Origin of the sequence: Streptomyces gobitricini, from assembly GCF_039532985.1 — a bacterium.
Taxonomy (GTDB): Bacteria; Actinomycetota; Actinomycetes; order Streptomycetales; family Streptomycetaceae; genus Streptomyces; species Streptomyces gobitricini.
Window position 1 is genome coordinate 40,249 of record NZ_BAAASR010000049.1, and the last position, 12,662, is coordinate 52,910.

Genomic DNA, 12,662 nt, shown 5'->3' on the forward strand with positions numbered 1-12,662 from the left:
CACGAGGACAACCTCATGGTCACCATGGCTCCGCACCGCTCCCTGGCTCCCCGCCGCCCCCTCCGCCTGCTTCTCGCCTCGGCCGTCGCCGTCACCCCGCTCGCCGTCGCCCCCACCGCACAAGCGAGGGGTGAGGGGGACGACAGGACCGTCCTCACCGTCGCCGTCTCGCAGAGCGTGGACTCCCTGAGCCCCTTCCTCGCCCAGCGGCTGGTCTCCACCAGCATCCACCGGCTCGCGTACGAGTACCTGACCAACTACGACGCCAAGGACGCGCGCACCATCCCCGGCCTCGCCACCGCGTGGAAGTCGTCGCCCGACAAGCTGACGTGGACGTACACGATCCGTACCGACTCCATGTGGTCGGACGGCAGACGGGCCACCGCCGAGGACGCCGCCTGGACGTTCACCAAGATGATGACGGACCAGAACGCCGCCACCGCCAACGGCAGCTTCACCGCCAACTTCGAGAAGGTCACCGCGCCCGACCCTCGGACGCTGGTCATCAAGCTGAAGAAGCCGCAGGCCACCATGACGGCGCTCGACGTCCCCATCGTGCCCAAGCACATCTGGGAGCAGGTCGGCGACTTCTCGAAGTTCAACAACGACAAGCGGTTCCCGATCGTCGGCAACGGCCCGTTCGTCATCACCGACTACAAGGTCGACCAGTACGTGAAGCTGAAGCCGAACAAGGACTTCTGGCGCGGGGCGCCGAAGTTCGACGAGTTGGTGCTGCGCTACTACAAGGACGGCGACGCCGCGGTCGCAGCGCTGCGCAAGGGCGAGGTGTCCTTCGTCCCCAACCTCACCCCCGCCCAGGCCGCTTCCCTGAAGTCGGCCGAGGACATCAAGGTGAACGACGCGCCCGGGCGCCGGTTCCTCGCACTCGCGACCAACCCCGGCGCGCGCTCGAAGGACGGCAGGAAGTTCGGCACCGGCCACCCGGCGCTCCTCGACCCGGCGGTCCGCAAGGCGCTGTTCCACGCCGTCGACCGCGGGACGATCGTGGACAAGGTCTTCCAGGGCCACGCGGTGGAGGGTGAGGGCTACATCCCGCCGCGCTTCGGCACGTACTTCTGGAAGCCGGCGGCCGCCCAGCGGATCGGTCACGACCCCGCCAAGGCGGAACAGCTCCTCGACCGGGCCGGGTACCGGAAGAACAGCAGCGGCAAGCGCGTCGGCGGGGACGGCAGGCCACTGGACTTCCGGATCCTGTGCCACGCGACCGACCCCAATGACAAGGCGATCGGCAAGTACCTGCAGGAGTGGTGGGGCGAGCTCGGCATCGGGCTGAAGGTCGACTGTCTGGACAACGTCTCCGACCCCTGGCTCAAGGGCGACTACGACCTCGCCTTCGACGGCTGGTCGGTCAACCCCGACCCCGACTTCGTGCTGTCGATCCACACCTGCGCCGCGCTCCCCGCCACCCCCAAGGACACCGGGGCGACCGACAACTTCATCTGTGACAAGCGGTACGACGAGCTCTACGCCAAGCAGGCGGTCGAGTACGACCCCGCGAAGCGGGCCGATCTGGTCAAGCGGCTGCAGTCGCGGCTGTACGACACCGGGTACATGAACGTCATGGCGTACCCCAACGCGGTCGAGGCCTACCGCACCGACCACATCGAGTCCATCACCACGATGCCGTCGGACGGCGGCAACATCTACGGCCAGGACGGTTACTGGAGCTGGTGGTCCGCGGAGCCGGCGGCCGCGGCGAGCGGCGGCGAGGACTCCGGTTCCCCGGCAGGCGTGTGGCTCGTGATCGGCCCCGCCGCGCTGGTGCTGCTCGCCGTGGGCGTCTGGGCCGCCGTACGCCGCCGCTCCACCGCCGACGACCGCGAGTAGGCGATGACGACGGTCAGCTCGCCCGCCGATGTGGTGCGGCACCCGCGTACGACACCGAGCGCCTATCCGCGCTACCTGGCGGGCAAGCTGGGCGGCGCGGCGGTCTCCCTCCTCGCCGTGCTCGTCACCAGCTTCTTCCTCTTCCGCATCGTCCCCGGCGACCCGGTCAAGGCCATGACCCACGGCATGCCGACGTCCGCCGAGCAAATGGCCACGTTACGCCGCCAGTTCGGGCTCGACCTGCCGCTGTGGCAGCAGTTCACGGACTACTGCGCCAAGGCGCTGACCGGCGATCTCGGCATGTCCTACCAGTTCCGCGCGCCCGTCGGCGAGCTGATCGCGCAGAAGCTCCCGGCGACACTCCTGCTGACCGGCGTCGCCGTCGTCCTCTACTCGGTGCTCGGGCTGTGGCTCGGTACCCGTTCGGCGTGGCGCCACGGCGGCCTCGGCGACAAGCTGCACACGGGTGTCGCCCTCACCCTGTGGTCGGTGCCGTCGTTCTGGCTGGGGCTGCTGCTCATCATCGTCTTCTCGGTGGGCGTGGGCCCGGTTCCCGGCATGTTCCCGACGGGCGGCATGCAGTCCGGGGACGAGACGGGCCTCGCGTACGTCCTCGACGTCGCCCACCACATGGTGCTGCCCGTCCTCACGCTGGTCGCCGTGGGGTACGCGCAGACACTGCTGGTGATGCGTGCCTCGCTCCTCGACGAGATGGGCGGGGACTACCTGACGACCGCGCGGGCGAAGGGCCTCCGCGACGACCTGGTACGCCGCAGGCACGCCGTACCGAACGCGCTGCTGCCGACCGTCACCATGATCTTCATCAATCTGGGGCACGTGGCCGCCGGATCGATCCTCGTCGAGACGGTGTTCTCGTGGCCCGGCCTCGGCGGACTGTTCTACCAGGCGCTGTCGGTGCCCGATCTGCCTCTCGTACAGGGCCTGTTCGTGGTCTTCGCCGGCGCGATGATCCTGATGAACCTCCTCGCCGACCTGCTGTACCCGCTGCTCGACCCCCGGGTGGGCCGATGACATCCCTGACATGGACCAGGCGACGCGCGTCGATGGCACGCTTCTGGCGCCAGTACCGGCGCCGGCGGGCCGGGCTGTACGGGCTCGGCGCCCTCGTCCTGATCGCGCTGGTCGCCCTCGCCGCTCCGCTGCTCGTCGGCGGTGACGTGCGGAGTGTGACGGACGCGCCCGGTACGGCGCTGGAGTCACCGAGCGGGCGGTTCCCGCTCGGCACCGACCAGTTCGGGCGGTCACTGCTCGGCCTTCTGCTGTGGGGCGCACGCGTCTCGCTCGCCGTGGGGCTGCTGGCCGCCGCGCTCTCCGTCGCCATCGGCACCCTGATCGGCATCCTCGCGGGCCACTTCGGCGGCTGGTTCTCCACGATCGCCATGCGGGTCACCGACTGGTTCCTGGTCATGCCCGCGCTGGTGCTGGCCACCGTCCTGTCGCGGAGCGTGTGGACGGTGATCCTGGCCATCGGCGTCACCAGCTGGCCCACCACGGCCCGGCTGGTGCGGGCGCAGACCATCGCGGTGGAGTCCCGCCCGTACATCGAACGCGCCAAGGCGCTCGGCGGCGGCCACCGGCACATCATGAGCCGTCACGTCCTGCCCAACGTCATGCCGCTGGTGCTGTCGCAGACCACGCTGTGCATCTCCAGCGCGATCCTCACCGAGGCGACGCTGGCCTTCCTGGGGCTGGGCGACCCGACGGTCGTCTCCTGGGGCGGCATGCTCCAGGACGCGCGCGAGGCGGGCGCGGTCTCGTCCGGGCACTGGTGGTACCTGGCGCCGCCCGGGATCGCCATCGCGGTCGTCGCCCTCGCCTTCACCCTGTGCGGGCGGGCGATCGAGACCGTGCTCAACCCGAAGCTGGGGGTGGGACGTTGAGCCAGCTCGACATCAGGGGCCTGCACGTCACGTACGGAACCGGAACTCCCGCCGTACGGGGTGTCGACCTGACCGTCGCGGCGGGGCGGAAGCTGGGCATCGCGGGCGAGTCGGGGTGCGGCAAGTCCACACTGGCGCTCGCGCTGCTGCGGCTGCTGCCCGCGTCGGCGCGGCTGACCGGCGAGATCCTGCTGGACGGTGAGGACGTCCTGACCATGCGGTGGGGACGGCTGCGGGCCGTACGGTGGGCGGGCGCGTCGATCGTGTTCCAGGGCGCCATGCACTCGCTCAACGCCGTGCACCGGATCGGCGACCAGATCGCCGAGCCTCTCCTCGTCCACCGGCGGGCCACCCCGGGCGCGGCCCGCAAGCGGGTGGGCACGCTGCTGGAGCAGGTGGGGCTGCCGGCCGCCCGCGCCGACGCCCACCCCCACGAGCTGTCCGGTGGACAGCGGCAACGGGTGATGATCGCGATGGCGCTGGCGTGCGACCCGCGGCTGATCGTGGCCGACGAGCCGACCACCGCGCTCGACGTGATGATCCAGGCGCAGATCCTGCGGCTGCTGGAGCGGCTGGTGACCGAGCAGGACATCAGCCTCGTCATGATCAGCCACGACCTGGCCGTCCTGGCCGACACCTGCGACCGGCTGGCGGTCATGTACGCGGGACGGGTCGTCGAGGAGGGCCCGGCGCGGGAGGTGTACGACGCGTCCCGCCACCCCTACGGCCGGGCCCTGTCCGCCGCCTTCCCGCGCATCGGCGACCCGGCGTCGCGCCTCGCCCCCCGCGGCCTGCCCGGCGACCCGCCGGACCCCGCCGCGCTGCCGTCCGGCTGTACGTTCCACCCGCGCTGCCCGGTGGCGCTGGACTCCTGCGCGTCGCAGGACCCGCCCCTCGCCCTGGCGGCACCCGGGCACCGGGCGGCCTGCGTCCTGACGACCGGGAGCCCCGTATGAACCCCCTGCTCACCGCCTCCGACCTGCACATCACCTTCCCGGGCCGGCGCGGCGGCCCCGCCGCCCGTGCCGTGGACGGGGTCCACCTGGACATCGGCACCGGGGAGATCGTCGCGCTCGTCGGCGAGTCGGGCTGCGGCAAGACGACCCTGGCGCGGGCGCTGATGGGGCTGGTCCGCCCCACGTCCGGCTCGGTCGGCTTCGCCGGGTCACCCCTCTCGTACGCCTCCCGCGACCTCAAGGCCTACCGGCGGCGCGTGCAGCTCGTGCTCCAGGACCCGAGCGGCTCGCTCAACCCCCGGCACACCGTGTACGACGCGGTCGCCGAGGGCCTGCGTGTCCACGCGTACGACGGTGACGAACGCGCCGCCGTCGCCTCCGCGCTCGCCCGCGCCGGGCTGCGCCCCCCGGAGCGGTTCTTCCTGCGCTACCCGCACGAGCTGTCGGGCGGCCAGCGGCAGCGCGTGGTCATCGCCGGGGCACTGGTCCTCGAACCCGAACTCATCGTCGCGGACGAGCCGGTCGCCTCCCTGGACGCGTCCGTACGCGGCGAGATCCTGGCCCTGCTGCTGCGCCTCCGTGACGAGCTGGGCCTGTCCGCGCTGGTCGTCACGCACGACCTCGGGCTGGCGTGGAACATCGCCGACCGGGTGGCGGTGATGTACCTGGGCCGCATCGTCGAGACGGGCACGGTGGAGGAGGTCCTCTCGGCCCCCCGTCACCCGTACACGCGGGCACTCCTCTCGGTCCTCCCGGAATCCGACACCGCACCGGTGGTCCTCGCGGGCGAGCCCCCGGACCCGGCCCGCGTCCCCGCGGGGTGCCGTTTCCACGCGCGGTGTCCGGTGCTGGCGTCCGGTGAGGCGGACCGGGCGGACCTGGCCGCCGCGTGCCGCACGCGCGACCTGCCTCTCCTGCCCGGCCACGGCCGCGCGGCGGCGTGCCACGTCCACGGCGTGGCGCCCTGACCCACCGGCCCGCAGCCGGCCGCCGGCCCGGGTGGGGCCGCAGCCGCCCCGACGGAGTACCCCACCACCCGAAGCACGGACCCGCCCGCAGGACGGAACCACCGCCACCACCCGAAGCACGGACCCGCCCGCAGGACGGAACCACCGCCCCGAAGCGCGGGCCCGACGCGCCCGGTGCGTGGGCCTACCGGCCGGAGGTGAGCTCTCGGCAGCGCTTCACGTCCGCCCCGATCGCCTCCAGCAGCGCCTCGATGGACGCGAACTTCTTCTGGCCCCGTACGTACGCCAGGAAGTCGACCGCCACGTGCAACCCGTACAGGTCGAGGCCGACCCGGTCGATCGCGTACGCCTCGACCGTCCGCTCCGTGCCATCGAACTGGGGGTTCGTGCCGACCGAGATCGCGGCCGGCATCCGCTCCCCCGCCGCCGTGAGCCAGCCGGCGTAGACGCCGTCCGCCGGGATCGCCGTGTGCGGCAGGGTCTCGACGTTCGCCGTCGGGTAGCCGAGCTCACGGCCACGCTGGGCGCCGCGCACCACGACGCCCTCGACGCGGTGCGGACGGCCCAGGATCTCGGCGGCGCCCTCGATGTCGCCCTCGGCGACCAGGCGCCGCGTCAGGGTCGAGGAGAACGGCTCGCCGCCGCCCGCCTCGCCGCGCACGTACAGGTCGACGACCTCGACCTCGTAGTCGTACGTCTCGCCCATCTCGCGCAGGAAGGCGACGTTCCCGGCCGCCCTGTGGCCGAAGCGGAAGTTCGGACCCTCGATGACAGCACGCGCGTGCAGCTTGTCGACGAGGACCTTCACGATGAAGTCGGCCGGCGACAGCTGCGAGAACTCGGCGGTGAACGGCAGCACGAGCACCGCGTCGACACCCAGCTCCGCCATCAGTTCGGCGCGCCGGTGGTGCGGGGCGAGCAGCGGCGGATGGCTGCCCGGGCGGACGACCTCGGAGGGGTGGGGGTCGAAGGTCACGACGACCGACGGGAGGCCGAGTTCACGCGCCCGCTCCACCGCCCGCCCGATGATCAGCTGGTGGCCGCGGTGCACTCCGTCGTACGAGCCGATGGTGACGACGCTGCGCCCCCAGTCCTGGGGGATGTCCTCCAAGCCACGCCAGCGCTGCACTGTGACCGCTCCTCGCCCGAACCCGTGTACGTCATTGACCGATTACGCAGGTCTAAGACTGCCATGCCCGCGGCTTCCGGCCCGCATCGGCATCGGATGGACCGGTCCGGGCGGGGCGCCGAGCGGATCGACGCCCGGGTCGACGGCCAGGTTCTCGATGGTCCACCGGGCGCTGGGGCCGACGACGAGCGCCCAGTCCGCCGGCGCCCGCCGCAGCCATCCCGCGACCAGGTCCGCGAAGCCCGGCGTCTCCCGGGCGAGCTCGACGAGGCGCCGGTCGAAGCAGGTCGCGCCCTCGGGTGTGCGGACGAGCAGCAGCCCGGTGCGGTGGACCAGTTCCCGGGTGCGTGCCTCGGGCCGTCGCCCGGCTCCGAGAGCGGCCGCCCGCAACAGCGCGTCGAGCACGGCCAGATCACGGCTCTCGTACTGCTCGTACTCCAGGAGCACGTCGAGGAGCTCGTCCCGCAACGGACGCGACGCGCGCGTGCCGGGTGCCGCGAGAACCGGGGCCAGTGCGGTGCGGACCTCCAGGGGGCAGCCCCGCAGCACGTCGCTGACCAGGGGGAAGAGGACGGCCCGGGCGGCCGGGCCCTGCTCCAGGCGCCGGTCGACGTACGCGGCGGCGTGGGCGGCGCCCTCGGGGTGGTGCTGGACGTAGGCGCGGACCAGGTCTGCGGCCCTGCGGGCGAGCGCGGGCGTGCGGACCCCGGCGAGCTCCGCCAGTACGGCGCCGGCGCCGGGGCCGCCGTCGAGAAGCCGGGCCCGGAACGCGGCGAGGACCGGCTCGGGGTGGGTGTGCAGGGCGGCTGCCACCGCGCTCGGCGGCAGTCCGGGGTCGCCGGCGAGGAAGGCGGCCAGGGCTTCGCGGAGGTACCGGGGCCGGCCCCGCGGGTCGTATACGAGGATGCCGAGCGCCGGTCCGCGCAGGGCCGGGTCCTCCCGGCGGGCCAGGAGCGCGAGAGCGGCGTACCGGAGGTGCTCGCGCTCGGCGTCGGCGGTGACCTGTGCGGCGAGCCGCAGACCGTACGCGGCGGCGGCGGCGCGCCGGCCGGGCCGGGTGTCGTCGTGGGCCCAGCGGTCGACGGCCCGGCACAGCGCGGCCGGCTCGTCCTCGGCGAGGGCGGCGAGCAGCTCGTCGGCGCGCGGGTGCGCGGTGGTGACGAGCGCCTCGCACAGGTCGTCGACCGCCAGGTCGCGGTGCGCGTACAGCAGGGCCTGCGCGGCCCCGGCGACGGTGGGCCGCGCCGCGCCGGGGTGGGCTGTCAGCGGCCGCTCGTCGGTGAACCAGCGGCACAGCAGGGGTTGGACGCCCCGGGGGTCGGCCGCCAGTCGTACCGCCACGGCGTCCAGGTAGCGCGGCACGTCCCGTGTCCCGGGCGCGCCGTCGGCGGGGACGAGGCGCCGCAGCAGGTCGAGGCGGTCGTCCTCGCCGAGCCGGAGCCGTTCCCAGAACCAGGGGCCGAACTCCTCGAACCCGCCCAGGCCTCCGGGTCCGCCCGCGTGGAGCGAGCGGGCGGCGACGCGGTCGGCGAGCAGCCGCAGCACGCCGAGGCAGGGCCGCACGTCGGGCACCCTGAGCAGGGTCTCGCCCAGCAGCCGGGCGCCCCACCAGACGGCGTCGCCGCCGCGGTGCCCGCTCCGGTCTCCGTCCTCGCTCCCGTTCCCGTTCCCGTCTCCGCTCGCGTCCACGCCCGCGCCCGCGTCGTCCAGAGCGTCGATCAGGCCTTCCAGCCGCCGGGCCAGGGCGGCCGGCCCCTGGACGCGGTCCAGGAGCAGCAGCGCCTGGATGACCGGGCCGATCCGGTGGCGGGGTACGGGCAGTGCCTCCGGGGCGTCACCGTGGACCAGCGCGTCGAGCGCCGCGTCCAGGTCCAGGTGCGCGCCCTGGATCCAGTCGCCCACCTCCTCGTGGGCGAACCGGTAGCCGGCGCCCGCCGGGACGAGCAGGCCCTCCGTGAGGACGGCGGCCGCCCAGCCGGTGGACCAGGGGAACAACTCCTCGAACGCCTCCCTGTCCAGTTGCCCCTGCCCGGGACCCAGGCAGCGCCGCGCCGCCTCGTGCACGCGCCCCGCCACCCGGGCGGCGAGCCGCCGCACGGCACCGCCACGCAGGGCGGGCCGGGACGCGGCGGCGATCCGGACGGCGACGCGCAGGCACATCAGGTCCAGATGGGCCGCGAAGACCTCGTCCCGGCGGGGCCGCCCCGGCACCTCCGCGGGCAGGGCCTCCCGCACCTCGGCGAGGAGCCGCAGGGCCAGTGGGTGCCGGGCGTCGTCCGCCGCGAGGGCGTCACCGGGCAGCCCGTACCGTTCGCGCGCCCGGCCGGTCTCGCGTCCGGACAGGTCGCCGATCCGCAGGGCGTCCGGCAGCCGCCACGCGGGCCGCCCGGGCCGGTACAGGGTCCCCGCGGGGTACAGCGCGCCCGCCTGTTCCCAGTGCTCGGGCCGGCAGGCGACGACGAGCCGGACGTGGTGGGCGCGCAGCCAGCCCACCGTCCCGGCGGTCCACGCGGCGAGCCGGTGCGCGAGGAGGGGCGGCATCTCCTCCGGGGCGTCCAGGAGGACGAGCAGGGGGCGGCCCCAGTCCCGGGCGAGCCGGGCCACCCGCGCGGGCGTGGCGGTGCCCATGTCGCCGGGCGTGCCCGAGCAGGCCACGATGCGGCCGGCCTGCCGCAGTGCCCGGGCGACGGCGTCGGCCAGGGAGGTGTCGTCGGCGCGCAGGTCGGCGCCGCGCAGCCAGAGGGTGGGGGCGGGCGCGTCGCCGAGCGCCCGGCGGTCGGCGAGGGCTCGCAGTTCGGTGGTCCGGCCGCTCCCCGGGTCGCCGACGAGGGCGAACACCAGGGCGTCCGCCCCGGTGAACGTGTCCAGCTCCCGGGCGACGGCGCGCCGTTCCACCGGGTCGGGCCAGGCGCTGGGCCCGCAGACGGTGCCGCTCGTGGTGGCGGTGAGGTGGAGCGCGCCGGCGAGGTTGAGGTCGTCGCCGTACGCCGGGACGGTGGCGGCGTTCCGCCGCAGCAGCGCGGCCAGCGGTCCGTCGGGTGTCGCGGCGGCGGCCCGCGCGAGCGGTACGGCGAGGCCGGCCGCCCGGTGCCCGGCGTGCAGCGCCGTGCCGAGCAGGCCGAGCACGGTGCCTGTCGAGGCGTCCAGGACGGGACCGCCCGCGGCTTCGCCGCCCAGCCGGAGCGCCTCGCGGCCCTCCGTCCCGATGGCGAGCTCCAGGACGTCACCGAGGAGGTGGAACCGGTCGGACGCCGTGTAGGTGACCCGGGCGGTGCCGAGCACCCGTGCCTCGCGCCAGCCGCGCGCGGCGATCCGTACGTACGTCCCGGCCTCGACGCGCCCCCGGCCCGCGACGGGCAGCGGGGCCACCCCCAGCCCCTCGGTGCGCACGAGCGCCAGGTCGGCCTCGGGCAGCGGCGTGATGGCGTCGCCCTCCGCGGTCCAGGCGGGTGCGTCCCGCTCCTCGGTCCCGGTCCCGCGCACCACGACCTTGACGAGTCCGTCCACGGCTTCGTGGCTGGTCAGTACCGTGCCCTCGTCGTCGGCGACGAAGCCGACCCCGCGGGTCCGGCCCGCCGGATCACAGATCCGCACCAGCGTCGCCCGTTCCCCGCGTTCCATGATTCGACGGTAGGACGGTGTTGATCACCGGGTGAAGAACGCGAGGGAAAAGCGCCCCCGAGTGCCCCCGCCATTCACTCCGAGCGCCTGGCCAAGTGGGTGAATTCGGGCTGTCGGGCGGATAGACCCAGTGGGAGGGGGGTCGTGGAGCGGGCGCCGGCGCCGGGACGCCCGCCGCCCGCTCCACGGCGGCACGAAGCCCGCGTCCGGGCGATCGGCCGCCACTGCGCGCGCCCCATCGCCCCGGTCCCTCCCGACGGGACCCCACCGAGGGGCCACCCGGCCACCTCCGGTGCCCCTGCCGGAGGCCACAGCCGGTCCACTGCCGGAGCGGCCCCCGGAGACCACCGCGGGAACCCACCCCCGGCCACAGCCAGAGCCACCCCCGGAAACCCTCCGGGCCTCCGCCGCGGTTCACCCGTCAGCCGGCCCCCGCCACAGCCGGTCCAGGAACCGCCGCGGCCGCGGCCGACACCCGGGCACCCGGGCACCCGGGCACCCGGTCAGCCGAAGACCGCGAGGCTCTTCGCCTTGCCGTTCTTCTCCTCCACCAGCGCCAGGAACCGGTCCTCCGGGCCGAAGACCGCCACCGGGACCGTGCCTCCCCCGGAGCCTCCGGCCCCGGACGCACCCACGGCCGGCATGTCCAGCCGCACACCGTTCAGCAGCAGCTTCGCCCGCCGCTCGTCCACGTCCCAGCGGGGGAAGGCGGCAGCCGCTGCGTCGGCGATCGGCATGACGGTGAGGTCCTCCTGGAGCTGGTCCAGGGTCCGGGCGGCGTCCAGCTTGTACGGGCCGACGCGGGTGCGCCGCAAGGCCGTCAGATGGCCGCCGACGCCGAGCCCGGCGCCCACGTCCCGGGCGAGGGCGCGGATGTACGTCCCGGAGGAGCAGACCACCGAGACGACCAGGTCCACGACGGGCGTGCCGTCCTCCGCGACGGCGTCGCGCATGTCGTACACCTGGAAGGACGAGACCGTCACCGGCCGGGCCGGGATGTCGAACTCCTCGCCGCCCCGCACGCGCGCGTACGACCGCTTGCCGTCGATCTTGATCGCGCTGACCTTGGACGGCACCTGCATGATGGCGCCGGTCAGTTTGGCGACCTCACCGTCGACGGCCTCGCGGGTGACCCGGGAGGCGTCGGTCGACGAGGTGATCTCGCCCTCCGCGTCGTCGGTGACGGTGTCCTGCCCGAGCCGGATGGTGCCCAGGTACTCCTTCTCGGTCAGCGCGAGGTGACCGAGGAGCTTGGTGGCCTTCTCGACGCCGAGGACCAGGACACCGGTCGCCATCGGGTCGAGCGTCCCCGCGTGTCCGACGCGGCGGGTCCTGGCGATCCCGCGCATCTTGGCGACGACGTCGTGCGAAGTGAAGCCCGACGGCTTGTCGACGATGACGAGGCCGTCGGGCGTCTTGGTGTGCTGTGTCATGCGGAGGCGTCGTCCTCGTCCTCGTCCTCCGGCTTGCGGTACGGGTCGGCTTCGCCGGCGTACGTCTTGCCGGTCGACACCTCGCGCACCTCCTCGTCCTTGGCCCGCGCCTTGTGGAGGAGGTCCTCGATGGTGCGGGCGTTGTCCGGCAGGGCGTCCGGGACGAAGGTCAGGCTCGGTGTGAAGCGGACACCGGTCTGCCTGCCCACCTCGGAGCGCAGGACGCCCTTGGCGGACTCCAGCGCCGCCGCGGACGCCGCCCGCTCCTCCTCGTCGCCGTAGACCGTGTAGAAGACCGTGGCCTCCCGCAGGTCGCCGGTGACCCGGGCGTCCGTGATGGTCACGAAGCCCAGTCGCGGATCCTTGATACGCCGGTCCAGGGTCTCCGCGACCACGACCTGGATGCGATCGGCCAGCTTGCGGGCCCGCGCGTTGTCGGCCACCGGTCCTTCTCCTCTTTCGTCCTACGTTCGTCGTGCCACAGTGCGACACGTTCAGTCTTCATCGGTGTGCATGCGCCGTCGTACCGACAGCAGCTCCACCTCGGGCCGGCCCGCGACCATACGCTCGCACCGGTCCAGCACGTCCGTCAGGTGTCCGACGTCCCCGGACACCACCGCGAGGCCGATCTGGGCCCGGCGGTGGAGGTTCTGGGAGCCGGTCTCCGCCACGCTCACCGCGAACTTGCGTTGGAGCTCCGCGATGATCGGGCGGACGACGGACCGCTTCTCCTTCAACGACCGTACGTCGCCGAGGAGCAGGTCGAAGGACAGAGTCCCCACATACATGTGTGCCCGGATGTCCCG

At 73.8% G+C, this 12,662-nt stretch carries 10 protein-coding genes; 5 read left to right on the forward strand and 5 right to left on the reverse strand.

The window, feature by feature from the left end:
* Positions 1-15: 15 nt before the first annotated feature.
* From ABD347_RS28625 to ABD347_RS28645, 5 genes are read left to right on the forward strand one after another with little or no spacing between them, the layout of a single operon-like run.
* Positions 16-1,848 (forward strand): ABC transporter substrate-binding protein, encoded by a 1,833-nt coding sequence (locus ABD347_RS28625; protein WP_344366646.1) that lies wholly within the window; start codon positions 16-18, stop codon positions 1,846-1,848.
* Positions 1,849-1,851: 3 nt separating this feature from the next.
* Complete coding sequence (locus tag ABD347_RS28630) at positions 1,852-2,880, forward strand: ABC transporter permease (RefSeq protein ID WP_344366649.1); 1,029 nt, start codon at positions 1,852-1,854, stop codon at positions 2,878-2,880.
* Positions 2,877-3,749, forward strand: coding sequence for an ABC transporter permease (locus tag ABD347_RS28635; RefSeq protein WP_344366651.1), 873 nt, complete (start codon positions 2,877-2,879; stop codon positions 3,747-3,749). The genes ABD347_RS28630 and ABD347_RS28635 overlap by 4 nt, the downstream gene beginning before the upstream one ends.
* Positions 3,746-4,705, forward strand: coding sequence for an ABC transporter ATP-binding protein (locus tag ABD347_RS28640; RefSeq protein ID WP_344366652.1), 960 nt, complete (start codon positions 3,746-3,748; stop codon positions 4,703-4,705). Before ABD347_RS28635 ends, ABD347_RS28640 begins: the two co-directional genes overlap by 4 nt.
* The gene (locus tag ABD347_RS28645; protein ID WP_344366654.1) at positions 4,702-5,673 is read left to right on the forward strand and encodes an ABC transporter ATP-binding protein; all 972 of its coding nucleotides are present in this window, start codon (positions 4,702-4,704) and stop codon (positions 5,671-5,673) included. The genes ABD347_RS28640 and ABD347_RS28645 overlap by 4 nt, the downstream gene beginning before the upstream one ends.
* Before the next feature lie 184 nt (positions 5,674-5,857).
* Here the strand turns inward: ABD347_RS28645 and ABD347_RS28650 are convergent, their stop codons facing one another.
* From ABD347_RS28650 to ABD347_RS28670, 5 genes are all read right to left on the reverse strand, one after another.
* On the reverse strand, positions 5,858-6,802 hold the full coding sequence (locus ABD347_RS28650; protein WP_344366655.1) for a bifunctional riboflavin kinase/FAD synthetase: 945 nt from the start codon (positions 6,800-6,802) through the stop codon (positions 5,858-5,860).
* 42 nt (positions 6,803-6,844) lie between these two features.
* On the reverse strand, positions 6,845-10,423 hold the full coding sequence (locus ABD347_RS28655; RefSeq protein ID WP_344366658.1) for a trypsin-like peptidase domain-containing protein: 3,579 nt from the start codon (positions 10,421-10,423) through the stop codon (positions 6,845-6,847).
* 503 nt (positions 10,424-10,926) lie between these two features.
* A complete protein-coding gene (gene truB, locus ABD347_RS28660; RefSeq protein WP_344366660.1) occupies positions 10,927-11,856 on the reverse strand; it encodes a tRNA pseudouridine(55) synthase TruB in 930 nt (309 codons plus the stop codon).
* Complete coding sequence (rbfA, locus tag ABD347_RS28665) at positions 11,853-12,299, reverse strand: 30S ribosome-binding factor RbfA (RefSeq protein WP_344366662.1); 447 nt, start codon at positions 12,297-12,299, stop codon at positions 11,853-11,855. The genes truB and rbfA overlap by 4 nt, the downstream gene beginning before the upstream one ends.
* A gap of 51 nt (positions 12,300-12,350) precedes the next feature.
* Positions 12,351-12,644 (reverse strand): DUF503 domain-containing protein, encoded by a 294-nt coding sequence (locus ABD347_RS28670; RefSeq protein WP_344366664.1) that lies wholly within the window; start codon positions 12,642-12,644, stop codon positions 12,351-12,353.
* Between the last annotated feature and the right edge of the window lie 18 nt (positions 12,645-12,662).

Bases quoted from the DNA above. Each gene is read 5' to 3' on its own strand.
- ABD347_RS28645 (WP_344366654.1), top strand. From the start codon at position 4,702: ATGAACCCCCTGCTCACCGCCTCCGACCTGCACATCACCTTCCCGGGC.
- ABD347_RS28630 (WP_344366649.1), top strand. From the start codon at position 1,852: ATGACGACGGTCAGCTCGCCCGCCGATGTGGTGCGGCACCCGCGTACG.
- ABD347_RS28635 (WP_344366651.1), top strand. From the start codon at position 2,877: ATGACATCCCTGACATGGACCAGGCGACGCGCGTCGATGGCACGCTTC.
- ABD347_RS28655 (WP_344366658.1), bottom strand. From the start codon at position 10,423: ATGGAACGCGGGGAACGGGCGACGCTGGTGCGGATCTGTGATCCGGCG.
- truB (WP_344366660.1), bottom strand. From the start codon at position 11,856: ATGACACAGCACACCAAGACGCCCGACGGCCTCGTCATCGTCGACAAG.
- ABD347_RS28670 (WP_344366664.1), bottom strand. From the start codon at position 12,644: ATGTATGTGGGGACTCTGTCCTTCGACCTGCTCCTCGGCGACGTACGG.
- ABD347_RS28625 (WP_344366646.1), top strand. From the start codon at position 16: ATGGTCACCATGGCTCCGCACCGCTCCCTGGCTCCCCGCCGCCCCCTC.